The organism is Xanthomonas sp. DAR 35659 (assembly GCF_041242975.1).
Lineage (GTDB): Bacteria > Pseudomonadota > Gammaproteobacteria > Xanthomonadales > Xanthomonadaceae > Xanthomonas_A > Xanthomonas_A medicagonis.
In genome coordinates, this window is sequence record NZ_CP162488.1 from 1,010,279 (window position 1) to 1,035,700 (window position 25,422).

20 protein-coding genes are annotated in these 25,422 nt (G+C 68.7%); 10 read left to right on the forward strand and 10 right to left on the reverse strand.

All coding sequences use genetic code 11. The annotated features are described in order from the left end of the window. The first annotated feature begins 73 nt into the window (after positions 1-73). The 5 genes from AB3X07_RS04335 to nagA are packed head-to-tail and all read left to right on the forward strand — an operon-like array spanning position 74 to position 5,388. Positions 74-796 (forward strand): GntR family transcriptional regulator, encoded by a 723-nt coding sequence (locus AB3X07_RS04335; RefSeq protein WP_369944647.1) that lies wholly within the window; start codon positions 74-76, stop codon positions 794-796. Between the two features lie 38 nt (positions 797-834). Next, on the forward strand, positions 835-2,100 hold the full coding sequence (locus tag AB3X07_RS04340; protein WP_369943073.1) for a sugar MFS transporter: 1,266 nt from the start codon (positions 835-837) through the stop codon (positions 2,098-2,100). Between the two features lie 38 nt (positions 2,101-2,138). Beyond that, on the forward strand, positions 2,139-3,206 hold the full coding sequence (locus tag AB3X07_RS04345; RefSeq protein ID WP_369943075.1) for a LacI family DNA-binding transcriptional regulator: 1,068 nt from the start codon (positions 2,139-2,141) through the stop codon (positions 3,204-3,206). 8 nt (positions 3,207-3,214) lie between these two features. After that, complete coding sequence (locus AB3X07_RS04350) at positions 3,215-4,243, forward strand: SIS domain-containing protein (RefSeq protein WP_369944648.1); 1,029 nt, start codon at positions 3,215-3,217, stop codon at positions 4,241-4,243. Next, entirely contained in the window at positions 4,243-5,388 is a 1,146-nt protein-coding gene (nagA, locus tag AB3X07_RS04355; RefSeq protein WP_369943077.1) for an N-acetylglucosamine-6-phosphate deacetylase, read from the forward strand. The genes AB3X07_RS04350 and nagA overlap by 1 nt, the downstream gene beginning before the upstream one ends. Positions 5,389-5,512: 124 nt before the next feature. Here nagA and AB3X07_RS04360 read toward each other — a convergent pair whose 3' ends face one another. Further along, positions 5,513-7,138 carry a phospholipase effector Tle1 domain-containing protein gene (locus AB3X07_RS04360; protein WP_369943079.1) on the reverse strand — a complete coding sequence of 542 codons (1,626 nt, stop codon included), beginning with the start codon at positions 7,136-7,138 and terminating at the stop codon, positions 5,513-5,515. Between the two features lie 24 nt (positions 7,139-7,162). After that, a complete protein-coding gene (locus tag AB3X07_RS04365; protein ID WP_369943081.1) occupies positions 7,163-7,738 on the reverse strand; it encodes a hypothetical protein in 576 nt (191 codons plus the stop codon). Between the two features lie 769 nt (positions 7,739-8,507). Between AB3X07_RS04365 and AB3X07_RS04370 the strand changes: the two genes are divergently transcribed. The 3 genes from AB3X07_RS04370 (at position 8,508) to AB3X07_RS04380 (ending at position 11,162) form a co-directional block, all read left to right on the forward strand. After that, a complete protein-coding gene (locus AB3X07_RS04370) occupies positions 8,508-8,930 on the forward strand; it encodes a hypothetical protein (RefSeq protein WP_369943082.1) in 423 nt (140 codons plus the stop codon). Positions 8,931-9,056: 126 nt separating this feature from the next. Continuing rightward, entirely contained in the window at positions 9,057-9,866 is an 810-nt protein-coding gene (locus tag AB3X07_RS04375) for a fructosamine kinase family protein (protein WP_369943084.1), read from the forward strand. A gap of 129 nt (positions 9,867-9,995) precedes the next feature. Then, the gene (locus AB3X07_RS04380) at positions 9,996-11,162 is read left to right on the forward strand and encodes a M23 family metallopeptidase (protein ID WP_369943086.1); all 1,167 of its coding nucleotides are present in this window, start codon (positions 9,996-9,998) and stop codon (positions 11,160-11,162) included. A gap of 189 nt (positions 11,163-11,351) precedes the next feature. Here the strand turns inward: AB3X07_RS04380 and AB3X07_RS04385 are convergent, their stop codons facing one another. Together AB3X07_RS04385 and AB3X07_RS04390 are read right to left on the reverse strand one after the other, a co-directional pair. Beyond that, entirely contained in the window at positions 11,352-12,587 is a 1,236-nt protein-coding gene (locus tag AB3X07_RS04385) for a multifunctional CCA addition/repair protein (RefSeq protein ID WP_369943088.1), read from the reverse strand. Positions 12,588-12,718: 131 nt separating this feature from the next. Then, positions 12,719-14,686 carry a transglycosylase SLT domain-containing protein gene (locus AB3X07_RS04390; protein WP_369943090.1) on the reverse strand — a complete coding sequence of 656 codons (1,968 nt, stop codon included), beginning with the start codon at positions 14,684-14,686 and terminating at the stop codon, positions 12,719-12,721. Between the two features lie 569 nt (positions 14,687-15,255). On the opposite strand from AB3X07_RS04390, the gene AB3X07_RS04395 reads away from it, so the two are divergent. Then, entirely contained in the window at positions 15,256-18,141 is a 2,886-nt protein-coding gene (locus AB3X07_RS04395) for a TonB-dependent receptor (protein WP_369943092.1), read from the forward strand. A gap of 281 nt (positions 18,142-18,422) precedes the next feature. Here the strand turns inward: AB3X07_RS04395 and AB3X07_RS04400 are convergent, their stop codons facing one another. The 4 genes from AB3X07_RS04400 to AB3X07_RS04415 form a co-directional block, all read right to left on the reverse strand. Next, complete coding sequence (locus AB3X07_RS04400) at positions 18,423-19,160, reverse strand: endonuclease/exonuclease/phosphatase family protein (protein ID WP_369944649.1); 738 nt, start codon at positions 19,158-19,160, stop codon at positions 18,423-18,425. A 42-nt stretch (positions 19,161-19,202) separates the two neighbouring features. Then, positions 19,203-20,024, reverse strand: coding sequence for a thiol:disulfide interchange protein DsbA/DsbL (locus tag AB3X07_RS04405; RefSeq protein ID WP_369943094.1), 822 nt, complete (start codon positions 20,022-20,024; stop codon positions 19,203-19,205). A 106-nt stretch (positions 20,025-20,130) separates the two neighbouring features. Next, complete coding sequence (locus tag AB3X07_RS04410) at positions 20,131-20,772, reverse strand: thiol:disulfide interchange protein DsbA/DsbL (protein WP_369943096.1); 642 nt, start codon at positions 20,770-20,772, stop codon at positions 20,131-20,133. Positions 20,773-20,857: 85 nt separating this feature from the next. Next, the gene (locus tag AB3X07_RS04415; protein WP_369943098.1) at positions 20,858-21,679 is read right to left on the reverse strand and encodes a c-type cytochrome; all 822 of its coding nucleotides are present in this window, start codon (positions 21,677-21,679) and stop codon (positions 20,858-20,860) included. 172 nt (positions 21,680-21,851) lie between these two features. On the opposite strand from AB3X07_RS04415, the gene yihA reads away from it, so the two are divergent. Further along, positions 21,852-22,475: a ribosome biogenesis GTP-binding protein YihA/YsxC gene (yihA, locus tag AB3X07_RS04420; RefSeq protein WP_369943100.1), complete on the forward strand. Its 624-nt coding sequence runs from the start codon at positions 21,852-21,854 to the stop codon at positions 22,473-22,475. A 538-nt stretch (positions 22,476-23,013) separates the two neighbouring features. Here yihA and AB3X07_RS04425 read toward each other — a convergent pair. Both AB3X07_RS04425 and AB3X07_RS04430 read right to left on the reverse strand, forming a co-directional pair. Continuing rightward, positions 23,014-24,009 (reverse strand): MBL fold metallo-hydrolase, encoded by a 996-nt coding sequence (locus AB3X07_RS04425; protein ID WP_369943102.1) that lies wholly within the window; start codon positions 24,007-24,009, stop codon positions 23,014-23,016. A 359-nt stretch (positions 24,010-24,368) separates the two neighbouring features. Beyond that, the gene (locus AB3X07_RS04430; RefSeq protein ID WP_369943104.1) at positions 24,369-25,220 is read right to left on the reverse strand and encodes a helix-turn-helix transcriptional regulator; all 852 of its coding nucleotides are present in this window, start codon (positions 25,218-25,220) and stop codon (positions 24,369-24,371) included. Between the last annotated feature and the right edge of the window lie 202 nt (positions 25,221-25,422).

A 25,422-nucleotide genomic window follows, 5' to 3' on the forward strand; every position in this document is an offset into this window, starting at 1 on the left:
TATTGGACCTAACGACTTCCTGCGGTCCGGAGCAAGCACGATGACCAAGCCCAAGCCGCAGACCGATCCCAGACTGGCGGGGCTGGCCGTGGACCCGAGCGCGCCGACCCCGCTGTACCTGCAACTGGCGAGCAAGCTGGTGGACGCGATCAAGGGCGGTCAGTGGAAGCCGGGCGAGGCGTTGCCGGCCGAGCGCCAGTTGTGCGAGCAACTGCAGGTGTCGCGGGTGACCCTGCGCCAGGCGGTGGATGCGCTGGTCGAACAGGGCCTGGTCTCGCGCCGGCAGGGCGCGGGCACCTTCGTCACCTCGCACATCCAGCACCAGCTCAGCGGCCTGGCCAGTTTCAGCGAAACCCTGCGGATGAAGGGCCTGGAGCCGGGCACGCGCTGGCTGGAACGGCGCATCCGCCCGGCGCATGGCGAGGAAATCCTGCGCCTGGGCCTGTCGCCGGACACGGTGGTGGCGGCGCTGACCCGCCTGCGCAGCGCCGACGGCCGGGTCATGGCCTACGAGAAGGCGGTGCTGCCGCAACGCATCGTGCCCGATCCGCAGGCGATCGGCGATTCGCTGTACGCTCACCTGGACGCGCACGGCCACCCGGTGGTGCGCGCGCTGCAGTACTTCCGCGCGATCAATCTGCCGGCGCGGCTGGCCGGGCACCTGGGCATGAAGGAAGGCGAGGCGATCCTGCACGTGGTGCGGGTCGGCTACACCCGCGACGGCAGCGCGATCGAGTTGACCGACACCTATTGCCACAACGACTACTACGACTTCGTCGCCGAACTGCGACGCTGATCGCCGATCCTTCGCGCCCTCCCGGAGCACGCCCGCCCATGACCACCGCACGGCCCGCCAGTCCCTACGCCTCGATCGCCATCGTCGGTCTGCTGTTCTTCATTATGGGGTTCTTCACCTGGATCAACGGGCCGTTGATCCTGTTCGCCAAGGTCGCCTTCAATGTCAGCGACACGTTCGCGTTTCTCATCCCGAGCGCGTTCTATATTTCCTACTTCTGCCTGGCACTGCCTTCTTCGTTCATCCTGAAATTGACTGGGATGAAGAAGGGCCTGGCGCTGAGCCTGCTGATCCTGGCGATCGGCGCCGCTATCTTCGGCCAGTTCACCAACGCCCGTTCCTACGTGGGCGCGGTGAGCGGCATCTTCATCATCGGCGGCGGCCTGGCCTTGCTGCAGACCGCGGTCAATCCGTACATCAGCATCCTCGGGCCGATCGACGGCGCGGCGCGCCGTATCGCGCTGATGGGTATCTGCAACAAGGTGGCGGGGGCGCTGGCCACGTATGGTCTGGCGAAGGTGGTCCTGCACGGCATGGAGGATTTTTCGACCCAGATCGAACAGGTGCTGCCGGCGCAGAAGGAACTGCTGTTGCAGGAGTTCGCTGGCCGCATCCATGGCCCCTACATGGCGATCGCCGGCGTGCTTGCCGTGCTTTCTGTGGCCATTCTGTTTTCGCCCCTGCCCGAGGTCAGCGCCGAGAAGGCGAACGCGTCGGTCTCCGACGAACGCAGCCGCGACAGCATCTTCGCTTTCCCGCACGTGTGGCTGGGCGCGTTGTGCATCTTCGTGTACGTCGGCGCCGAGGTGATGGCGGGCGATGCGATCGGCATCTACGGCAACAGCCTCGGCCTCTCGCTCGATTACGCAAAGTATTTCACCATCGGCACGCTGGTATGCATGTTGGCGGGCTACCTGGTCGGACTGGTGCTGATTCCGAAGTACATCTCCCAGGAGAAGTACCTCTCCATTTCGGCATGCCTCGGCATCGTCTTTTCGCTGTGCGCGATGTTGACAGGCGGCTATGTTTCGGTGGCGTTCGTCGCGGCGCTCGGATTCGCCAATGCCATCATGTGGCCGGCCATTTTCCCGCTGGCCATCAAGGGGCTGGGCAAGTTCACCGAGAAGGGTGCTGCGCTGTTGATCATGGGCATCGTGGGCGGCGCCGCGGTTCCACAGCTGTTCGCTCATCTGAAGGAGTTCTTCGATTTCCAGCTGGTCTTCGCCGGCTTGATGATCGCCTGCTACCTGTACATCTTGTTCTTCGCGCTGCGCGGTCACCGCGTCGGCCAGGGCGCGCGGTGAGCTGACGCGCTTTTCTCCAACTCGGCAAACTCATTCCAATGCGTAGACCCACCATCAAAGACGTCGCCGAACGCGCACGGGTGTCGCTGAAGACCGTGTCGCGGGTCATCAACAACGAGCCGTCGGTGATGCAGGCCACGCGCGCGCGCGTGCTGCACGCCATCGCCGAACTGGACTACGAGCCGGATCCCTCGGCGCGCAACCTGCGCAGCGGCACCCCGTTCGTGATCGGGCTGGTGTACGACAACCCCAACCCGTACCACATCATCGGCGTGCAGAACGGCGTGCTCGCGGCCTGTCGCGAAACCGGCTTCGGCCTGCAGATCCATCCCTGCGATTCGACCTCGCCGATGCTGGCCGAGGAACTGGCCGAGTGGACCCAGCGCTCGCGCCTGGCCGGGCTGGTGCTGACCGCGCCGATGTCCGAGCGCCCGGACCTGGTCGCGGCGCTGGCCGCGCGCGGGATCAAGACGGTGCGCATCATCGCCGCCACCGAAGATCCGGCCGACGGTCCCTGCGTGTACGTCGACGACCGCGACGCCGCCTACGAGATCACCGAGCATCTGATCCAGCTCGGCCACCAGCGCATCGGCTTCCTGTGGGGCGGCACCTCGCACCGCTCCAGCGGCGAGCGCTACGCCGGCTACGAGGCGGCGCTGAAGGACTACGGCATCACCCTGGACAAGCACCTGGTGATACCGGGCGACTACACCTTCGACGACGGCTTTCGCGGCGCGCGGCGGCTGCTGGCGCTGCGCGAGCCGCCGACCGCGATCTTCGGTTCCAACGACGAGATCGCCGCCGGCGTGCTGGCCGCGGCCAAGTCGGCGGGCATGAACGTGCCCTACGACCTGTCCATCGCCGGCTTCGAGGACAGCCCGTTCTCGCGCCAGTCGTGGCCGGCGCTGACCACCGCCAAGCAGGCCACCGAGGACATCGCGCGCCACGCCGCGCGGCTGCTGATCAGCCAGTTGCGCAGCGATGCCTACGAAGAGCATCCGGCGCCGATGCGCAACCAGGGCTTCGTGCCGCAACTGGTGGTGCGCGGCTCCACCGCGCCGATGCAGCCGCAGTCGCGCCGTTCCCCTTCCCCCGATCCCACATGACCCTGCCCATGGCATTGCCCACCGAAACCGAGACCCTGATGTTCCGCGAAGCGGCGCAGACCGCCGATGTCGTCGCCGCGCAGTTCGCGCGCAACCACGCCGTGGTGAGCGCGCTGGCCGCCGCGCTGCGCGCCGATCCGCCGCCGTTCGTGGTCACCTGCGCGCGCGGCAGTTCCGACCATGCCGCGACCTATGCCAAGTACCTGTTCGAGACCCAGCTCGGGGTGGTCACCGCCTCGGCGTCGCCGTCGGTGGGCTCGGTGTACGAATCGCCGTTGCAGTTGCGCGGCGCGCTGTACCTGGTGATCTCGCAATCCGGCAAGAGCCCGGACCTGCTGCGCAATGCCGAGGCCGCCAAAGCGGCCGGCGCGCGCGTGGTGGCGCTGGTCAACGTCGAGGATTCGCCGCTGGCGCAATTGGCCGACACGGTGATCGCTCTCGGCGCCGGTCCCGAGAAGAGCGTGGCCGCGACCAAGAGCTACCTGGCGTCGCTGTCGGCGATCCTGCAGCTCGGCGCGCACTGGAAGCACGATGCGGCGTTGCTCGCCGCGCTGGACGCGCTGCCGCAGGCGCTGCGCGCCGCCTGGGACGCCGATTGGCGCGCGCTCACCGATGGCCTGGTCGAGGCGCACAACCTGTTCGTGCTCGGCCGCGGCCTGGGCCTGGCGGCGGCGCAGGAAGCGGCGCTGAAGTTCAAGGAAACCTGCGGCCTGCACGCCGAGGCCTACAGCTCGGCGGAAGTGAAGCACGGGCCGATGGCGCTGGTCGGTCCCGGCTTTCCGGTGCTGGCCTTCGCCCAGCCCGACGAGACCGGGCCCGGCACCCGCAGCCTGGCCGAGGAGTTCCGCGGCCGTGGCGCGCAGGTGTGGCTGGCCGGCGCCGACGGCGACCTGCCGCTGGTCGCCGCGCCGCACCCTGCTTGCGCGCCGCTGCTGACCATCCAGAGTTTCTACCGCGCGATCAACGCGCTGGCGCTGCGCCGCGGCTACAACCCGGATCTGCCGCCGCACCTGAACAAAGTGACGGAGACGGTGTAATGACGACGACGGCGCTGCGCAACGCGCGCGTGCTCGGCGAGGACGGCTTCCTCGATGGCGTGAGCGTGCTGCTCGAAGGCGACCGGATCGCCGCCGTGCTCGACGACGGCGACGCGCGCGTGGCCGCGGCGTCGGCGCAGTTGGACCTGGGCGGCGGCACGCTGCTGCCCGGCTTCATCGACCTACAGGTCAATGGCGGCGGCGGCGTGCTGTTCAACAACCGCACCGACGTCGAGGCGCTGCGCCGCATCGGCCAGGCGCACCGCCGCTACGGCACCACCTGCTATCTGCCGACGCTGATCAGCGACGACGCGGAGGTGATGCGCGCGGCGATCGCCGCCACCCGCCAGGCGCTCGCCGAGGGCGTGCCGGGCGTGCTCGGCATCCATCTGGAAGGCCCGTACCTGGCGCCGGCGCGCAAGGGCACCCACAACGTGGACAAGTTCCGCGTGCCCGATGCCGCCGAACTGGCGCTGGCCACCTCGCTGGACAATGGCGTCACCCTGATCACGCTGGCGCCGGAGCGGGTGCCGGCCGACGGCATCCGCACCCTGGCCGCGGCCGGCGCCTACGTGTTCGCCGGGCACACCGCCGCCAGCTACGAAGAAGCGCGCGCCGGCCTGGACGCCGGCATCCGCGGCTTCACCCACCTGTACAACGCGATGTCGCCGCTGCAGGGGCGCGATCCCGGCGCGGTCGGCGCGGCGCTGGAGGATCGCGACGCCTGGTGCGGGATCATCGTCGACGGCGTGCACGTGCATCCGGCCAGCCTGCGCGTGGCGCTGGCGGCCAAGCCGCGCGGCAAGCTGTTCCTGGTCACCGACGCGATGCCGATGGTCGGCGCCGACAGCCCCAGCTTCGACCTGTACGGCGAGACCATCACCGCCGTGGACGGCGTGGTGCGCAACGCCGCCGGGACCCTGGCCGGCTCGGCGCTGGACATGGCCAGCGCGGTGCGCAACACCGTGCAGTGGCTCGGTGTGGGCCTGGACGAGGCGGCGCGCATGGCCTCGCTTTACCCGGCGCAATGCGTGGGTATGGACGACCGTTACGGCCGCATCGCGGCGGGCTACCAGGCGGATCTGGTGCTGCTGGACGATGCGCTGCAGGTGCGGCGCACCTGGGTCGGCGGGGCGATGGAGTAAAGGGGAGCGGTGTCGCCACGCGCCGCTTTTACGCAGCTGTGTTGTGCGCCATGCCGCATCGGCTGGCGACCTGACGGGTATAGCGCGGTTCCCTTGAGGAATTGATGACGCGGCCAGGCCGGTCTCAACTCATTGCAAGCCCCTTTGTCGCCAGGCCTTCCTGCTGCCGTTGCTCCATCGCCAGTTGCTGCTCGCGCTGCTGATTGAACGCCTGCGTCTGCTGCACTGTCTCCTGCATCGGTGCCACTGGCTGCGACACGTCGGTGGCGACGCGAAAGCCCGGCGTGGTGCCGGACACCCACAGCTTCTCGCCCGCCATCTGCACCCGATCGATCTTGCCGGCATCGGTGATGCCCGCCTGCTTGGCGTCGAGCATCGCCTGCGCCACATGGTCGTCGCCGATATGCGCCGGCACATCCTGGCGGATGCGCGAGAACATCGCCTGATCGGCTGCCGACAGCGCGGCGCCGCGTTCGGCGGCAGGAGCGGCCTTGGCGGGTTGCATGGCCTGGGGCGGAGTGTCGTGCTGCAAGTACGTCGGCAGCGATGGTACCACCACCTCATGCGCATTCGGTTTCTCGCGGAAGAACGCCGGCAGCGAGGGATCGGTGCGTTCTGGCGACACCGCCACCGGGCGCAGGGGAAAGTGCGCGCGCAACCCGGTATCCAGCGGCTCGGCATCGGTGCGGTTAAGGGTCATCGTGCTTCCCGCCAGGTCCTTCACATGCAGGCGCTGGCCCGCGACGGTCGCGATGCCGGTGGTGTAGAAGGACTCGTGCTGTTCGGAGCGATGGATGACGTTCATTTCCGGCGCAGTGGACACGGTGCGCGGTTGCAGGAAGGGCGTATCGCTGAGGGTGTTGACGTAATCGATGAGGAGGTTGCCGTTGCGCACGGATAGGCCATCGAGCCGGTAGGAACCGCCGATATCCGAGTGCGCGCCAGGATTGACCAGATTGAGCAGTCGCCCGTCGGGGGTGCGACCCGGATCGATGATGTCCTTGACCGGGAAGGTGTCGCGGCGCTCGTCGCGGGCCGTGAGTTGCAGGCCCGACACCACCGAGGGCGGCAGGCGAGTGTCGCGCATGTTCATGTCGCCGGTGGCTACCGGGTCCAGCAAGCCAACCGCCTGCGGGGTGCGACCGGGTGGCACCAGCGGTGGATGGGTGGGGGTGAGTTTGAGGATTTCGCCGTGTGGGCCGCGGTCGATCTTCATGTCCTTGGGATCCTGGATGCCTCGCTCGTCGACCATGCGGGTGAACATGGCGGCGGTGACCGCGCCACGGCTGAAGCCGGTGGAGACGATGCTGATCTCGGCTTTCGGATCTTGCTCGCGCCATTGTTTGGCTTGGTTGATGAACTTCAAGTACATCTCTTCCATGCGAGGGCCATAGCTATAGCCCAGTGCGCCGTCGAGGTTGCGAGTGAAGTCGCTGTCTTGAGTTCCTACGCCTGGGACGTAGTGGCCTCTAACATTATCGAGACCTGCGAAGTTGGCAGCATCCAGTTGATTGCTCAGGGTGCCAATATTGGTGATGTGCTCTGGATCTTTTTGCTTGTCGTTGCCAGTGCCATCGAAACAAGCCACAAACAAGCGGGTGTGCGGGTTGTGTTGACTGACCAGCAGCGGCGCCTGGAACTGCGCCAAGGCATGGCGGTTGTGTTCGTAGGTAGCCAAATCTTGCGCGGTCGCCGGATACGTTTCCACGCCATCGGCCCATGTCTTCGCGTTTTTATTCTCGTTACCCATACATGCTCCTTGGCGAGGACGCCATCAGTAGGTTTTGGTGTATGCAAGGATTAGATCATTTCGAAAATCGCTGTATGGGTTGCCAGGCTTCTGTGGCACGGTCGTCTGCACCATCGCTTTCATATATACATTGATGGTGCGGTCGTTCACTTCCAGAATGATATCCGGAGAGATATCTGCTTGCAGAATCGGTGGTAGCTGATCCTGCGGCACGTGATGCAGGATCACCTTGTCTTTGAAGATGGCTTCGAGATCGACTGTTGCATGGTGCTGCTGGCCGTCCTTGGAGCGCCAGGTCACCTCGGCCGGAGGCGGGAAGTGTGGAAAGTTGCGGATGCCGATATTCGATGCAGTCATCGTATCCGGATACTTGTTGCCTAATGACGCCGAAGAAATCGTCTTAACATCGTCTGGTGAGTTGACAAGATACCTGTTGTTGTACAGCACTTTGCAGCCATATGTATCGTAACAACCGGCCCCAAAGGCATGCGTACTGAACGGAATCGGCTTGCGGGTGTCGATATGCACGGTGTTATGGGCATCGACGGGAATATTGCCGATCAGGTGAATTCCGGATGGGTTATTGGCAGGTGTGTTCATGCGCGAACATCCAGTCAGAGGGTGGGCGAAGACAGCGCTCATTAGGAGAGGGATCGCTGCACGGTGCTGCGGGATGAAAGAGAGTCGCACAGCCATGGAGCCACCTTTGGAAAGGGGAAGGACAGTCTATTGCCCCAGATGCGGGCATGGTAGTGCGGTATCGGTGTGGCCCAGATGCCGGAGGCACTGTTGGTCCGTGGCAGCTCCGTCCGGCTTGCAATCTTCGCGCATGCCCTGGGCCGCGTCGTCCTGTGATCTGCTAGATGTGATGTAGGGATTTTCCTACTCCTTCGCCGTGCTGCCTGGAACGGAGGAAGACGTTGTTTGTACCGTGTGCGATTGCGCTTACTGCGTCTGGCTTGGTGCGCTGCAGCCGTTCAGCGTGCGTCCGACTGGTTCGCCGCGGCGATCGCCGTGATCCGTGTCTTGGCCAGCGCCTCGCCGATCTGCGGACCGCTCAGGCCCTGCGCCGCCAGGTCGCGTGCGTTGACCGTCCGCGTGGCGGGCTACCAGGCGGATCTGATGTTGCTGGACGAGACGCTGCAGGTGCGGCGCATCTGGGTCGGCGGGGCGATTGAGTAGCCGGCAGGCATGCGGAAGGCGATGTTTGGTCTGCGCGCGGATGCGCGTGGGCCTGTCGCCGCGCACGCGACGGTGGGCAGGGTGCAAGCCACGGTTGCTTGACGCGCGCACGCGATCCGGCGAGGCTCCCGCGGCGTAAGCGACCGGAAGCGGACGCTGTCGCGACTCGAATCCACAAGGAACGTCGATGCTGTACGAGATCCATCCCTATGCCGCGGTGAACGGTTTCCAGTTCGGCCGCACCCAGGCGCAGACTGCCAAAGCGCATGGCGTGCCCTTCACCTCGCTCACCGACAACATCCAGAAGATCGTGACCGAGACCCGTGAGGGATGCGACCTGGTCTACGAGCGCAAGCTGCTGTGCTACGTCACCATGAACAAGCACGTCACCCCGGTCGTCGCGGGCATCGAGATCTACGCCGCGGGCGCGCTGGAACGGCTGATGGCGCTCGATCCCGATCATGCGATCGGGCCGCAGTACGCGATCTTCCGCACCCTGGGAATCTGCGTCGGCGGGCTCGGTGCCAAGCGCATTCCGGAAGGAAAGCTGGTCACCGCGTTCGCCCGGGACAAGCAGGAATTCTTCGATTTCTTCGTGACCGATGCATGAGGCGGGGGCTCGCGCCGCGTCGCCAGCAGCCGATGCTTGCAGGGGCGGCCGCCCGCGCCGCGTGGTCACCGGGACCGCGGCCTGTACCTGACACCGCCTTGATCGCCGCCGTCCTAGCCTGAGGCGATGCACCCGACCGCGACCGGCCCGCTGTCCCTGCCCGACGGCGATGGCCTGCGCCGAGTGACCCTGCATGATGGCCGCCACGCGATCTGCAAGCGCCGCCGCCGCATGCCGGCCGATTTCTTCGCCGCCGAGGCGCGCGGCCTGGAGGCGTTGCTCGCCGCCGGTGGCCTGCGCGTGCCGCAGGTGTACGCGCAAGGCGAGGACTGGCTGCTGCTGGAGGACCTCGGTGCCGCGCCGCCGCATGCGCGGTTCGACCGGCTTGCCGGCGAAGGGTTGGCGCGGCAGCACGGCGTCGGCGGCGCAACGTTCGGATTCGGCCATGCCGGCTACATCGGCGACAGCCCGCAGGACAACCACACCGACAGCGACGGGCATCGGTTCTTCGTCGAGCGCCGGCTGCGCCCGCAAGCCGAACGCGCACTGCGCCATGGAAGTCTGGATGCCGCTGCCGCGGCGCGCCTGGAGCGCGTGTATGCGCGCCTGCCGCAACTGATCCCGGCGCAGCCGCCGGTGCTGCTGCACGGCGACCTGTGGCAAGGCAACCTGCATTGCGCCGGCGACGGCAGGCCGGCGCTGATCGACGCCGGCGCGGCCCACTACGGCTGGGCCGAGGCCGAGCTGGCGATGCTGACGCTGTTCGGCGAGCCCGATCCGCAGCTGCTGCGCAGTTACGCCGAACACGCGCCGTTGGCGAACGACTGGCGCGAACGCGCGCCGCTGTACAACCTCTACCACCTGCTCAACCACCTCAATCTGTTCGGTGGCGGCTACGTCGCGCAAGTGGCGCAGGTGTTGTCCCGCTTCGGATAGGCATGCCGAAGGACAGCTTGCGGCCCGCCGGGAGCATCGGCAAGCTTGGGCATCGGTCTCCACGCAGCGACGGCGCCAGGGATGCACGGTCGCCGCTGCGCTCCATGCATCTTCCGGGGAGTGCATCGAATGATTCGCAACGCTGCACTGGCGCTCCTGCTGGCAGGAACCTCGGGCATTTCCGCTGTCCGCGCCGAGGAAGCCCTGGCGCCGGTGGAGGCACGCGTACCGTTCGCACCCGCTGCGTTCACAGGCAGCGACGGGCGCACGCATCTGGCGTATGAGCTGCATGTCACCAACTTCTATGGCGACTCCGGCGCGCTCGCGCCGCAGGGGCTGGACGTGTTCGGTGACGATGCGGCCACGCCGCTGCTGGCACTGGATGCGAAGCAGCTAGCGCAAGTGGTGAAGCCTGCGCCGGCGGCGCAGGAACCGGTGGCGATCCTTCCCGGCAAGCGCGCGGTGTTCTTCGTCTGGTTGACCCTGCCGGAGGGTACGTCCGTGCCGCACCGCCTGCGTCATCGCATCCCATTTACCGCGGATGCCCATGCGAACAGCGTGCTCGACGGCGCCAGCGTCCAGGTCGGCGATGCGCAGCCCATGGTTATCGGCGCGCCGTTGCGCCGTGGCCGCTGGTTGGCCCACGAGGGTCCCGGCGCCGCCCGGTCGCACCATTGGGGCAGCCTAGTGGCGGTGAACGGGCAGCTGACCATTCCGCAGCGCTACGCCCTGGATCTGGTAGGGGTCGACGCTGCCGGACACGCGCTGAGATCCGGCGTAAAAGACATCCAGAAATCCACCTACGCCGACTGGATCGGCTATGGCGCGGACGTGCTTGCCGTGGCCGACGGCGTCGTGCGCAGCGCGCGCGATGGCGAGGCCGAACACCAGCCGCTCAGCGCGCAACCGGAACCCACCGCGCTCACCAGTGACGCCCTGTTCGGCAATTACGTGGTGCTGGAAATCGCATCGGGCACGTTCGCAAGCTATGCGCATCTGCGGCGGGGCAGCCTCAAGGTGAAACCGGGCGACCGGGTGCAGCGCGGGCAAGTGCTCGCGCAGTTGGGGCAGTCCGGCAATTCCGCCGCGCCGCATCTGCATTTTCAGCTGTCCAATGCCGTCGCGTTCGAAGGTTCGGAAGGCGTGCCGTACATGTTCGAGCGCTTCGGCTACCTCGGCCGGGAATCCGAAGCCCAGCTGTTCGGGCAGGGCGATCCATGGAAAGCCTTGCCCATCGAATACCGCCGGTCGCAGCTGCCGCTCAACGACGTGGTGATCCAGTTTGCCGGTCCTTGAGGGCTTGGGCCCGAACCAAAGGCAGAGGGCCGCCGCTTGGAACAGCGGCAGTTGTCGAGGTGACCGCAGCCGCTTTCGGCTTGCCTGCAAACGGAGCGCGTGGCGTCCCTCCAGCCGCTTCGAGCCGCCGTTCATCAGGTGAAAAACCGGCCTTGCTTGCGAGACGGCTTGCGGCCCGGCCCGGCTGTGTCAGTCCGCGGCCGCGCCGCGCGTTGCGGCGATCGCCCTGATCCGTGCCTTTGCCAGCGCCTCGCCGATCTGCGGGCCGCTCAAGCCCTGCGCGGCCAGGTCGCGCGCGTTGACCGCCAGCGCCGCGGCGTGCAGGCGCTGCAGTTCGCGGCCCTGCGGATAGTCGGTGTCCTCGCTGCCGAGGCGGCCGCGCTTGTCGGCCTCGCACACCAGCGCCAGTTGCGCGATGCGTTCGGGCTTGCGGAAGCCGTCGCAGCGTTGCAGCAGTTCGTGCACGGTGCGGTCGCGCAGTTCGGCCAGGCGGTGCACGTTCAAATGCTCGCGGCAGGCGATCTCCGCGAGTTGGCGGTGTTCCTGCGGCAGCTTCAGCCGCTCGCACAGCGCGCGCAGCGGCGCCACGCCGCGCTGCTCGTGCATCACGTGCCGCGGCCATTCCGCCGGCGGAGTCAGCCCCTTGCCCAGGTCGTGGGTCAGCGCGGCGAAGCCGACCAGCGTGTCGCCCGGAGCGAGCCTGGCGGCCATGTCGCTGACCAGCTCCTGATGGCGGCCGGTATCGATCTCGGGGTGGTATTCGGCGCGCTGCGGGACGCCGTACAGCGCCTCCAGCTCGGGCAGCACGCTGTGCAGCGCGCCGGCCTCGTGCAGGGTGCGCAGAAACGCCGAAGGCTGCGCCGAGGCGAGGCTGCGGCGCAGCTCCTGCCACACGCGCTCGGGCACCAGCGTGTCCAGTTCGCCGCTGGCCGCCATCTCGCGCATCAGCGCCATGGTCTCCGGCGCCACGCTGAAGCCGAGCGGGGCCAGCCGCGCCATGAAGCGCGCCGCGCGCAGCACGCGCAGCGGGTCTTCGCCGAACGCCGGGCCGATGTGGCGCAGCATGCGACGTTCGATGTCGCGCGCGCCGCCGTACGGATCGACCAGCGTGCCGCTGTCCTCGTCGCGGGCGATCGCGTTGATGGTGAAGTCGCGCCGCTGCAGGTCCTCCTCCAGCGTCACCGACGGATCGGCATCGACCACGAAGCCGTGATAGCCGCGTCCGGACTTGCGCTCGGTCCGCGCCAGCGCGTACTCCTCGCCGCTGCGCGGATGCAGGAACACCGGGAAATCGCGACCGACCTGCTTGTAGCCCAGTTCGAGCATCCGCTGCGGCGTGGCGCCGACCACGACCCAGTCGCGGTCGCCCGGCGGCTGCCCGAGCAGGCTGTCGCGGACGGCGCCGCCGACCAGATAGATTTTCATTGGGGGGTGGGAATGGGGAGTCGGGAATCGGGAATGGTAAAAGCAGGTTCGCTCGGTCTGATGCCGCAGTGGTATGCGGACGTCAGTTTTCGTGCGATCTCGCGCGGTGCGCCGTTGCGATTCCCCATTCCCTATTCCCGATTCCCACCGGCCGCCCCAGCGGCCGAGCACACGAACTTCTTGCGCGGCGTATCCAGCTTGCCGAGCATGCGCTCGCTGACCGGCAGCGCGTCGCCGTTGAGGCGCCAGTCGTAGATCACGCTGAAGGCGAGGATGCGCGCGACGTATTCGCGGGTTTCCTTGTAGCTGATCGTCTCGATCCAGAAGTCGGCGTCGTGGCCGGGACGCTGGCTCTGCCAACGCTGCGCCGGGCCGGGGCCGGCGTTGTAGGCGGCGATGGTCAGGTACGGCAGGCCGTAGGTGTTCAGCAGTTGGCGCAGGTAGGCGGTGCCGATGGCGATGTTGGTGTCCGGGTCGTACAGGCTGGCGGCGCCGCCGTAGCCGGCCAGGCCGAGGTTCTTCGCCACGCTGGCGCCGGTCGCCGGCAGCACCTGCATCAGGCCCATCGCATTGGCCGGCGAGCGTGCGTTTGGGTTGAAGATGCTCTCGGCGCGGATCTCGGCGGCGACCCAGGCCGGGTCGATCGCATTCTTGCCTGCTTCGCGGCGAATAGTGGCGTCGTGGTGCAGCGGGAAACGCAGCGAATACAGGCGTTGCTCGTCGGGCAGCTTGCCCAGGGAAAACACCGCGCGGTCGAACCAGCCGTTGTCGCGCGCCACTTCCACCGCCAGCCGCCGCTGGGTGTCGTCGAAGCGGGTCAGTGCATCGTTCCACTCGGCCGTGGCCCACGCTGTACGGTCGATCTTGAACAGTTCCATGGCGCGCACCAGCGCCGGGTCGCGCGCCACCGCGGCCTGCGCCTGCGCGCTGTCGTTGGGTTCCCATGGGCACAGCGCGTAGGGCTGCTTGAGCCGGTCGGCGGCCATGAAGCCGTGGAAGGTCGCCGATTTGGCCGCCTCGCGGTACAGGCGCTGCGCCTCGCCGGCGTTGCCGGTCTTCTCCGCCAGCCGCGCTTCGAAGTACTGCCAGCGCGAATCGTTGCGTTGCGCCGGCGGCATCTTGCGGATCGCCGCCAGCGCCGCCGGCCAGTCGCCGCGCGCCATCGCCTCGCGCGCGCGCCATTCGTGCAGGCGTTCGTCGTAGGCGGACTCGGGCACGGCATTGAGCCGGCGCGCCGAGTCCGGGCCGTAGGAAGCCACCGTCCACAACGCGATCTGGTAGAGCACTTCGCCACGCTGCGCCTCGCTCAACTGCAGCGCCTGGGCGAATTGCGGCAACTGGCGCTCGGCCGCGTCCGGATCGGTCTTGGCCAGCTTCTCCAGGCCGTCCACCACCACCTTGCGGCTGCGCTCGGTCTTGGGCCAGGTCAGCGCGCGCGCGTGGACCGTGTCCAGGAACGCCGCGTAGTCGTTGGCCAGCGCGAGGTCCGCGGCGGGCAGGCCGCGCGCGGCGCTGCGCATCACCGCCGGCTGCTGCGCGTCGGCCGCCGCTTCCACCCGCGCCCAGCGCAGCGCGTCGGTCATGCCGCCACGCGCCTGCAGCACCGCGAACACCGCATCGCAGGCATCGGGCAGGGACTTGCCGTTGCCGCGCCACAGCGCCTGCGCCTCGTCCACCCATTGCGCATCGGCGCGGCCGGTGGCCTGGCGCGCGTTGAGCTGGGCGCAGCGCAGGCCGACGTTCTCGGTCGGCTTCCAGTTGGCCAGCAGCGCCGGCCAATCCTGGCGCCGCGCCAGCGCCGGCAGCCACAGCGTGCGGAAGCTCTCGGCCACCGGCTGGCCGGCGTAGCGCTTGAGGAAGTCCTGCGCCTGCGCATCGGTGACGCGGTCGATGTTGCGGCGCAGGTTGGCGTACTCGAGCCAGCCATACAGCGGATGCTGCTTGAACGCCGCCGCCTGCGCAGGGTCGAACTGGCCGCGCTCGGCGGCATCGATCGCCGCGCGCAGCGCCGGTCGCTGCGTGTCCAGCGACTGGGCGAGGGCAGGGGCGGCGCCGCACAGCGCGGCGGCGAGCAACAGGAGGGACGTGCGCAATTTCATGCGCAGGACTATACCGAACGTCGCTGAATCGACGCGGCAAGCGGGCGGCGGAAGGGGCTGTGCAGGGGCTTTCCGCCATGCTGGCGCGTGCGCGAACGCAGGCGTTCCGGCCGTGGCGACCCGGTCCGCGCCTCGCGCATCGCGACAGCGCCCCGCGCTGTCGGCTGCCGCCGCCTTCCGGGCGCGGCCAGTCTCTCGCTAACTCCTCTGCGCGCGCGTGCCGACGAGCGGGTCACGGACGTGTCATCGCCAGTGCGCCCACGATCGCGACAGCGCGCACGCATCCGCTGCCGTCGCATGGCACACAACGCGCTGACCGTCGCGGACCCGCTCCAGCGTGTCGGCGCCGCGCCGTGCGCACGCTGATGTCCAGGACGAGGCTGGGCCCACGCCCGGCTGATCCGCGCGCGCGGGTCGCGTCTACGGAATCGTCCAGTCGCCGGGCGATGGTCCGAATCTCGCGCCGCCTGCTTGCGCAGCGTTTACGTATTGTTTACAAAGTGGGTGACGCCGCCGCGGTGCAGGGGGTCGCAGCGGCCGACCCACATCCTTCCTGGAGAGAGAGACGGATGAATTGCCTGCACCGCCATCCTTTGGTTTTCGCGGTTTCCTTGTCCTTGCTCGCCGGTTCGCCCGCGCTGGCCATCGCCCAGCAGGCCGCGCCCGCTGCCCCCGAAGCCGCCACCACCCTGGATAGCGTCCAGGTCACCGGCACCCGTATCCGCCGGGCCGAACTGGAGGGCCAGGTGCCGGTCCAGTCGCTCAGCCGCGCCGACATCGAACGCACCGGCCTGAACTCGATCGGCGACGTGCTGCAGGAGCTGACCGCTTCCGGCTCGGCCTTGAACGCCAAGTTCAACTCGTCCGGCAACTTCGGCTTCCCGCCGGACGGCAGCGGCGTCGGCGCCGGCTCGGCGCAGGTCGACCTGCGCCACCTGGGCGCCAAGCGCGTGCTGGTGCTGGTCGACGGCATGCGCTGGGTCAACGAGTCCTCGGCCTCGGGCGTGGGCGCGGCCACCGACCTCAACACCATCCCGCTGGCCATCGTCGAGCGCATCGAAGTGCTGGAGGACGGCGCCTCCTCGCTGTACGGCTCCGACGCCATCGCCGGCGTGGTCAACATCATCACCCGGCGCAAGTTCGACGGCGCCCAGGTCACCCTCAACTATGGCCAGTACGACAAGGGCGACGGCGCCAGCAAGGGCGTCGACCTGGCCTGGGGCCACAACACCGAGCGCACCAGCCTGTTCCTGGGCGCCAGCTACACCAAGCAGGATCCGATCTACGCGCGCGACCGCAAGCAGTCGCTGTATCCGATCCCGGGCACCGGGCTGAGCTTCGGCAGTTCCGCCACCCCGGACGGCCGCTTCATCTTCGTCGATCCGGTCACCGGCGCCGAGCAGGACCTGACCCCCAACAGCGGCACGCGCAATCCCGCCTACGACGGCAGCGCCGGCTGCACGCGCAGCGACGACTACCACTGCTTCGGCACCAGCGACCGCTACAACTTCGCCGCCTCCAACCTGCTGCTGACCCCGTCCGAGCGCAAGGGCGTGTTCGGCCAGTTCCGCTACTTCTTCAACGACGACGTGCAGTGGTACCTGAAGGCGCTGGGCAACCGCCGCGAATCGACCAACCAGGCCGGCCCGGAACCCATCTTCCTCGGCCCGGACGCCGGCACCGGCAATCCGCTGGCCGACAACATCGTCATTTCCGCGGCCAATCCGTACAACCCGTTCGGTTTCGACCTGGATTCTTCCAGCAACCTGATCATGATCGGGCGGCGTCCGGTGGAAGGCGGCCCGCGCGTGTTCGAGCAGCGCGTGGACACGCAGTACGTCGGCACCGGCTTCATCGGCAGCTTCGAGAGCGCCAACCGCACCTGGTTCTGGGACGTCAACGGCGCCTACAGCAAGAACAAGGCCGAACAGACCAACTACGGCAGCTACAACATCTACAACATCAATCTGGCGCTGGGCGATCCGGCCGCCTGCGCGGCGGTGGCCGGTTGCGTGCCGCTGGACATCTTCGGCGGCGCCGGCAGCATCACGCCGGAGATGCTGCGCTGGATCCAGCCGGTGGTGCACGACCGCAGCCAGAACGAGCTGACCCAGTTCACCGCCAACCTCAGCAGCGACCTGTTCACCCTGCCGGCCGGCGCGGTGTCCTTCGCCACCGGCGTGGAGTACCGCAAGTACGAGGGCTGGTACCAGCCCGATCCGCTGACCGTGATCGGCCACTACAACGGCGTGCCGTCGTTGCCGACCGAGGGCAGCTACAACGTCAAGGAGGCCTACCTCGAACTGAGCGTGCCGATCTTCGCCGACTCGCCGCTGGGCGACAAACTGGACCTGAGCCTGGCCGGGCGCTATTCGGACTATTCCACCTTCGGCGGCAAGTTCACCCCGAAATACGGCCTGCGCTGGCAGGTGTCGCCGGACTTCGTGCTGCGCACCAGCTACGCCGAAGGTTTCCGCGCCCCGACCATCGGCGAGCTGTACGGCTCGGCCGCGCGCGCCGACCTGACCCTGTCCGATCCGTGCTCGATCGGCCTCGGCGGTACCCCGCCGCGCGGCAGCGCCGCCAACTGCGCCGCGCTCGGCGTGCCGGCCGGTTACCAGCAGGCCAATTCGCAGATCTCGGTGACCACCGGCGGCAACCGCGCGCTGGAGCCGGAAGAGGCGCGCAGCTTCAGCGCCGGCTTCGTGTGGAGCCCGTGGTTCGCCAGCAACGTGCCGTGGTCGGATCGCTTCGACGTGGAAGTGACCTTCTACCGCCACAACATCGAAGGCGCGATCCAGGCGATCAACGCGCAGACCCAGCTCGACCTGTGCGTGGACTCGCTCGACGCGACCTATTGCGACGGCATCACCCGCGCCTCCACCGGCGGCATCAACGGATTCAACAACCGCCTGACCAACCTCGGCTCGATCAAGACCGACGGCTGGGACGTGGATCTGTTCTGGACCTCGCCGGAGACCGCCGCCGGGCGCTTCAAGCTCGGCTGGCAGAACACCTTCGTCACCCGCTACGTCGCCACCGGCGCCGCCGGCCAGGTGCAGCCGCAGAAGCCGGGCGTGGAAGTGGTGGACAGCGCGATCCCGGAGTGGACCAGCAACCTGACCCTGGACTGGTCGCTGGCGCGCTGGAATGCCTCGTGGACGGTGCGGCACATTTCCGAACTGACCGAGCAATGCGGCGACGCGGTGGCGTTCCCGGTGTGCAGCAACCAGGCAGCCGGCACCAACACGCTGGATGCCACCACCTACCACGACCTGCAGGTCGGCTACCGCTTCGACTGGCTCAAGGGCCTGACGGTCAGCGGCGGCGTCAACAACGTGTTCGACAAGGATCCGCCGATCTGCCTGTCGTGCTCGCTCAACGGCTACGACGCCTCCACCTATGACATCCCGGGCGGTCGATATCTGTATGTGCGCGCGGATCTGAAGTTCTAGGCGCTTTCGCGGCGCCCGGGGCGAGTGGGTAGACGTCAGTGGCGGCGGGGGTGATCGGAGACGCCCTGTCGCGACTGACGTCGCTCCCACGGTTGCAGGCCCGCCGTCGCACGCTTTTGTGTAGGAGCGGCTTCAGCCGCGACCGGGTCTTCCCGGTGAAGCGTCGCGGCTGAAGCCGCTCCTACAGAAAGCGGTCTCGACAGAAGCAGAGCAGTACACCAGAGAGCCTCGGCGCGGGCGCAGCAGCCCGCGGAAGTGCAACCGCCCAGGAAACGCGACGCTCAGCGCAGCAAGGCCTGCGGCACTTCGATCTCGGTCGCCACCGCCAGGTGGTCGGAGAACGCGGCGGGCACCGCACGCTGTTCGTTGCAGCGCAGGCCGTCGCTGACCAGGATGTGGTCGATCGCGCGTTGCGGGCGCCAGCTCGGAAAGGTCGGGACCACGCAGCCCGGCGGCTGCAGCCGGGTGCGCTTGTACAGGGCCTGCATCTCGGGACGGTCGGCGACGCAGTTGAAGTCGCCCATCAGCACCGCGTTGGGATGATCCGACAGCAGTTCGGCGATGAACGCCAACTGCGCCGCCCGCGAATTGGCGCCCAGCGACAGATGCGCCACCGCGATCGCCAGCCCTTCAGCGCCGTCGCCGAACTTGGCCAGCAGCACCCCGCGCCCGCCGAGGCGGCCGGGCAGGGGATGGTCCTGCACCTCGACCGGCTCCAGCCTGCTGAGCAGGCCGTTGGCGCTGGAGGCTACGCCGCCCATGCGCCGGTTCGGCTGGTGGCTCCAGTAGTTGAAGCCGGCGCGCTCGGCCAGGTAGTGGGTCTGGTTGGTGAAGCCCGAACGCAGGCTGCCGGGGTCGCTTTCCTGCAGACCGACGATGTCGTGCTCGCGCGCCAGCTGCGCGATCGCATCCAGGCTGCTGCGCTTGCGGCCCGCGGGCAGCGCGTGCGACCAGCTGCGGGTCACGTAGTCGCTGTAGCGGCGCGTACTCGAACCGGCCTGGATGTTGGCGGTGAGCACGCGCAGCGTGCGGGTGGCGACGTCGGTCACGGTGGGGGGGCGTTACTTGGCCAGCGCCGCGCGCTCGCGCGCGATCAGGTGATCGGCGATGCGCAGCTTGTCCTGGTAGCTGTTGCCCTTGATCAGATACTTGCCGTTGACGATCAGCGACGGCGTGCCGCTGACGTTGCTGCGGGTGATGAACTGCTTGGCGCGCGCGGTCTTGGTGCTGACCGCGAAGCTGCCCATGGTGTCGGCGAACAGCTTGGGGTCCACGCCGTACTTGGCGTAGAAACCGGCGATGTCCTGCACCGAATCGCGGCCGCGCTCGCCCTTCAGGGTCTGGTCGACATGGATCGCCTTGTACAGCGCGTCGTGGGTCTTTTCCTGCACGCCCAGCGCCTCGGCGGCGTAGAACGCGCGGGCGTAGTCGTCCCAGGTGCCGCCGAACATCGCCGGCACGTAGACGAAGCGCACGTCCGACGGCAGGCCGGCCTTCCACGAGCCGACCATCGGCTGGAAGGCGTTGCAGGCCGGGCACACGTAGCCGAACACCTCGGCCACCTCGATCTTGCCGTTGGTCGGCTGGAACGGCTGGCCGTTCTCGATTTCCTCGTAGTCGGTGCCGGCGACCGGCTCGGCGCCGCTCGGCGTGCGCGCGGCGGCCGGGGCGGCCGGCGTCTCGGTGGCCGGCGCTTCGGCGGCAGGCGGCGTGGCGGCGCCGGTCGCCGGGGCGGCGGCGTTGCCGGCCGGCGCGGCCTCGGCGGCGGGTGCGGCCGGTGCGTCGGTCGCTGGCGCGGCGGTGTCGGCGGTGCCGTCCTGGGGCTTGCAGGCCACCAGGATCGGCAGCAGGGCCATCAGCGTCAGGGCGAAACGGGTCTTCATCGGCGGCATCTCCAGCAGGATGGGGGTAAATGCCGGCCGCGCCGAAACGGGCGGCAGGCAACCCATCCATGATGCCATGGCATGGATGAAGCGCCGTGCTGCGACCCTACTTGCCGGCGCGCTCGCGCGCGATCAGCGCGTCGGCGATGCGCAGCATGTCCGGGAAGTCCTTGCCCTTGACCAGGTACTTGCCGTTGATCACCAGCGCCGGCGTGCCGGGAATGTCGCTGCGCGCGGCGAAGTCGCGCGCGGCCTTGACCTGCGCGGCCACCTGCGGGCTCTTGTAGGCGGCGACGAAGTCGCTCGGCTTGACGCCGTAGGCGGCATAGAACGTGGCCAGTTCCTCCGGCGCCACGTTCTGCACCGGCACGCTGCGCTTGTCGTGGATCGCCTCGAACAGGGCGTGGTGGCTGCGCTCCTGCACGCCGAGCTTCTGCGCGGCGTAGAAGGCGCTGGCGAAACTGTCCCAGAACCCGCCGAACGCGGCCGGGACCAGCGTCACCCGCACGTCCTTGCCCTGCTTCTTCGTCCACTGCTCGAAAATGGGGTCGAAATGCGCGCAGTGCGGGCAGCTGTAGCCGAACACTTCCACCACCTCGATCTTGCCGGCCAGCGGCGCGAACGGCTGTGGCTTGGCGATCAGCGTGTAGTCCTCGCCTTCGACCGCCGTGGTCTTGGGTTGTGCGGCGCAGGCGCCCAGCGGCAACAGGGTGAGCAGGCACAGCAGCAGGCGGGGCAGACGGTTCATGCGATCTCCATGGCAAAACACGAACGCCGGTCGTGGCGACCGGCGCGAGGGGGAAGCGATCGTACGCCGCCGTGGCGGCGCACGGTCAGGATTGTTGCGCCGGTGCCGCCTGCTGCGGCGGGGCCTGCGCGGGCGTGGCCTGCGCCGCGGCCGCGTCGTCGGCGCGGTCGTGCAGGCCTTGCAGGTAGCTGCCCAGCGCCTTCATTTCCTGCTCGGTCAGCGGCTTGGCCACCTGCGCCATGATCTTGAACAGGGTCGGATCGCGTTCCTGCGTGGTGCCGGCCTGGTACTCCTGCAGGCGCCGCGCCACGTAGTCGGCGTGCTGGCCGCCCAGGTGCGGATACGCCGGACCGGGGTTGCCGGCGCCGGTGGGGCCGTGGCAGGCCATGCACGCCGGGATGCCGCGCGAGGCGTCGCCGCCGCGGTACAACTGCTGGCCGACTTCGTAGAACTTCATGCCGGCGTAGGGGCCCTCGCTGACCACCGCGTCGTCGGCGATGCCGGCACCGGCCTTCTGCGTGGCGAAGTAGGCGCCAATGTCGCGCATGTCCTGCGCGCTCAGCGGCTGCACGAACGGCACCATCGCGGCGACCGCGCCGGAGGTGCGCTCGCCGTGCGCGATCAGCGCCATCTGCCGCGCGCTGTAGCGCTCGCTCTGGCCGGCGATGCGCGGATACATCGCGATCGACGGATTGCCGTCGGCGCCGTGGCAGGCGGCGCAGGCCGCGGCCTTGGCCTGGCCGGCCTTGGCATCGCCCCAGGCGACCTTGCCCACGTCGCTTTCCAGCGGCGCGGTGCGCACCGGCGCGTTATCGGGGATGGGAACCACCGAGGTCTGCGCGAACGCGACCGCGGCGACGACGGAAACGGCTAGACCGGCAAAGGCAAGAACGCGAGCGTGGCGCATCAGCTGAAGCTCCGTATGACCCCAGCGGGAGCCGGGCCGGCAACCGCATGTCGCGCGATTATCCCTTCGCGGTGCCGTGCCGGTCAACGAAGGCGCCGACGCGGCGCGCGCGCGTCCCGGACGATGCCCGATGGGCGGCCGGCAGCGGCGCGGAACGTGCGATCCTAGTGGCATGTCGCTCCTCATCGAACGTGCCCAGTACCTGCTTTCCGCCCACAATCCCCGGCAGTTGCCGGACGATGGGGGCTGGGAGGTGGCCTTCGCCGGCCGCTCCAACGCCGGCAAATCCAGCGCACTGAATGCGCTCACCCGGCAGAACGCCCTGGCCCGCGTGTCCAAGACGCCTGGCCGCACCCAGCAACTGGTGTTCTTCCAGATCCAGCCCGAACGCTATCTGGTGGACCTGCCCGGCTACGGCTACGCCAAGGTGCCGCTGGAGCTGCAGGCGCACTGGCAGTCCTTCATCGACAAGTATTTCCGCACCCGCGAGGCCTTGCGCGGACTGGTGGTGGTGATGGATATCCGCCATCCGCTGAAGGACTACGACCGGCAGATGCTCGGCTACGCCGTGCAGCGCGGGCTGCCGGCGCACGCGCTGCTGACCAAGGCCGACAAGCTCGGCCGCGGCCAGCAGGCGCAGGCGCTGCAGCAGGTGCGCAAGGAGCTGTCCAGTTCCTTCGGCGACACGGTCAGCGTGCAGTTGTTTTCCGGAGAGACCCGCCAGGGTGTGGACGAGGCACGCGGCATCGTCGGCGGCTGGCTGGGTCTGGACGCGGAACCGCCCGCCGCGGAGTGAGGGCGGCGGCGCCGGACCTCCGGCGGCGTGCGCGCGGGTGCCGAGTGCGGTCGATCGCGAGCGGCGGACGCGGCGATCCTGTCTGGGTTGGCATGCAACGCATGCGCGATGCGGGGTTCCGTAAGGATGGGTACGGGGTGTGGCCTCGTGCACCCCGAACGCCGTGAGTCGCTTTCGCGCCGGACCCTCACCCCAACCCCTCTCCCGGTGGGAGAGGGGCTAATGCTGTTCCTTCTCCCCTCGGGAGAAGGTGCCCCGCAGGGGCGGATGAGGGTACGTGCGCAGCCTCGTGCACCCAACCTCGGCGAGTCGCTTCGCGCCGGCCCCTCACCCCAACCCCTCTCCCGGTGGGAGAGGGGCTAATGCTGTTCCTTCTCCCCTCGGGAGAAGGTGCCCCGCAGGGGCGGATGAGGGTACGGGCGCAGCCTCGTGCACCCAACCTCCGCGAGACGCTTTCGCGCCGGACCCTCACCCCAACCCCTCTCCCGATGGGAGAGGGGCTAGCAGCTGCTACTCCCCTACGAGGCGAAAAACGCCCTCAAGGCGTCGCCGGCAGCGGCGAAAACTCCACCGGCACCCAGGCGAAGGCCTCGCCTTCGCGGCGCACATGCCCCAGCCCCGGGAACGGCAGGTGCGCGCCGGCGACCCACCAGCCGCCGTCGGCGGCCTGGGCCATGGTCCGCTTGCGCGCGGCGATCGCCGCCGCGCGGTCGCTGTCGGCCTCGTACGACGCCTGCGGTTGCGCGAACTGCACCGCGTGGTAGTGCACCAGATCGCCCCACACCAGCAATTGCTGGCCGCTGCCGCCGTCGAAGCGGTAGGACACGTGGCCGGGCGTATGTCCGTGCGTATCCAGCGCCACCGCGCCGCCGGGCAGCGCGTCGCCTGGGCGGAAGCGGCGCAGCCGGTCCTTGGCCTGGTACGGCGCCGCCGCCGCGCGCGCCAGCGGGAACGCGAACTTCAGCATCTGCGGTGCGCCCGCTTCGCTGGCCGGATCCAGCCAGTACGCGGCATCGGCCGCGCTCAGCCACACCGCGGCGTTGGGATAGGCGGCCTGGCCCTGCGCATCGAGCAGGCCGCACATGTGGTCGGGGTGGGCGTGGGTCAGCAGCACGTCGTCCACCTGCGCCGGCGCGTAGCCGGCCGCGCGCAGGTTCGCCAGCGCCTGGCCCAAACCGGGGCCGAAGCAGGTGGCGGTGCCGGTGTCGACCAGGGTCAGGTGCGTGCCGTCCTGGATCAGGTAGGCGTTGACCGCGGTCTGCAGGCCCTTCGCGGTTTCCGGCACGTAGCGGTGGTCGAGCAGGCGCGCGATCGCGTCGCCGTCCAGATTGGACAACTGCGCGCGCGGCAGCGGCACCGTGCCGTCGAACAGCGCGGTGACGCGCAGCCTGCCGATCGCCTGGCGGTACACGCCGGGGACTTGTTGCTGGACGGACGCGGCCGGCACGGCGGCATGGGCGGCGGGCGGCAGCGGCAAGGCGATCACGGCGGCCAGCGCCAGCAGGACCAGCGGGCGCGATAGGGAAACAGACATCGAGAGGCTCCAGCGGAGGCGGCGTTCGCCGCGGTGCCTGCATGCTGCGCGGGCGGCGCTGCGCGATTCGCTCATTCGGCTGCGCGCGACGCTCGCCGTGGCGCGAACGGGCGCCAGGGCCTGCCATCGATTCCCGCTTGGATCGCGTGGTGGTTTCTGTCGGCTCGCCCGCCGGTGTTGCGCAGTGCAGTTCGTTACTGGCTTTCGGGCCACGTGGACGCCGCCGGCTGGCGGCCTGGCTGGTTCCATTCACAGGCGCTCTTGCGCACCTGCGGCGCAGGTCGTCGCCTGGCCGCGGGCAGGCCGCACACGTCCTCGCGCTTGCTTGCCCCGTGCACGCGCTGGAACGGCGCGATCCGCTAGGGGATGGATGGTACGCCCTGATTGCCGATGCGCGCCGGATCCAGGCCGTAGCGCTGCTGGAAGCGCTGGCTGAAGCTGCGCGTGGAACGGTAGCCGGCGCGCGCGGCCACCGTCTTCAGCGGCCAGCGGGTGGTGTAGAGCAGTTCCATCGCATGCGCCAGGCGCGCGTCGGTGATCAGTTCGCGCAACGACGTGCGCTCGCCGGCCAGGTGGCGGCGCAAGGTCGCGCCGCTCAGGCCGAGGATGTCTTCCAGATCGCGCGATCGCCACGCGCGCTGCGGCTGGGCTGCGATCGCGTCGCGCACCTGCGCGGCGATGCTCGGCGCCGGCGCCAACAGCAAGCCACCATGACCGCGGCGGCAGAACGCGACCACCAGCGACGCCAGCGCCAGCCTGGCTTCGGTGTAGTGGCCGTCCTGCAGCGCTTGCCGCCACTGCAGCAGCGCGCTGCCGAACTCGATCGCGCGCAGTCGCGCCAGCTCCGCGCCGGCGGCCGGCAGCGGTTCGTTCCACAGCGTGCGCGCCGCCGTCAGCGCTTCCTCGCACAGCGGGATCACCGCGGTCAGATACAGGCCGCTGCGCGGGTCGGGGACATTGACCACGTCGATGCGGCAGCGCCGGGTCACCAGGAACAGATCGCCCGGCACGAACTCCAGCAGTTGCGTCGCGCTGCGCACCTGCTTGCGGCCCTGCAGCAGGATAGCCAGCTGCGGCCGCGGAATGTCCACCGAACGCGCGCCATGCTCGCTGCGCGCGGCGATGCAGGCGTAGCCTTCGGCGCGGTCGCATTCCACCAGTGTCGCCAGTTGCGCGAGCAGCAGGAATTCGGGGTCGTGGGTGTCGGCCATCGTTGGCGATGCTACCGCAGCGCGCAACGCCACACGCGCAACGCCGTACGCGCGGAGTCGGCGCGCGTACGGCGCATTTCCGATCCGAAGCGATCGCGGCCGACGGCGATTCAGGGTGCGATGATGGTATTGCCGCAGTGGCTCCAGGCCGTTGGGCTCGCCTAGCGCCAGAAGGAATCGCCCTGGTGCGGGGTGCGCCGCG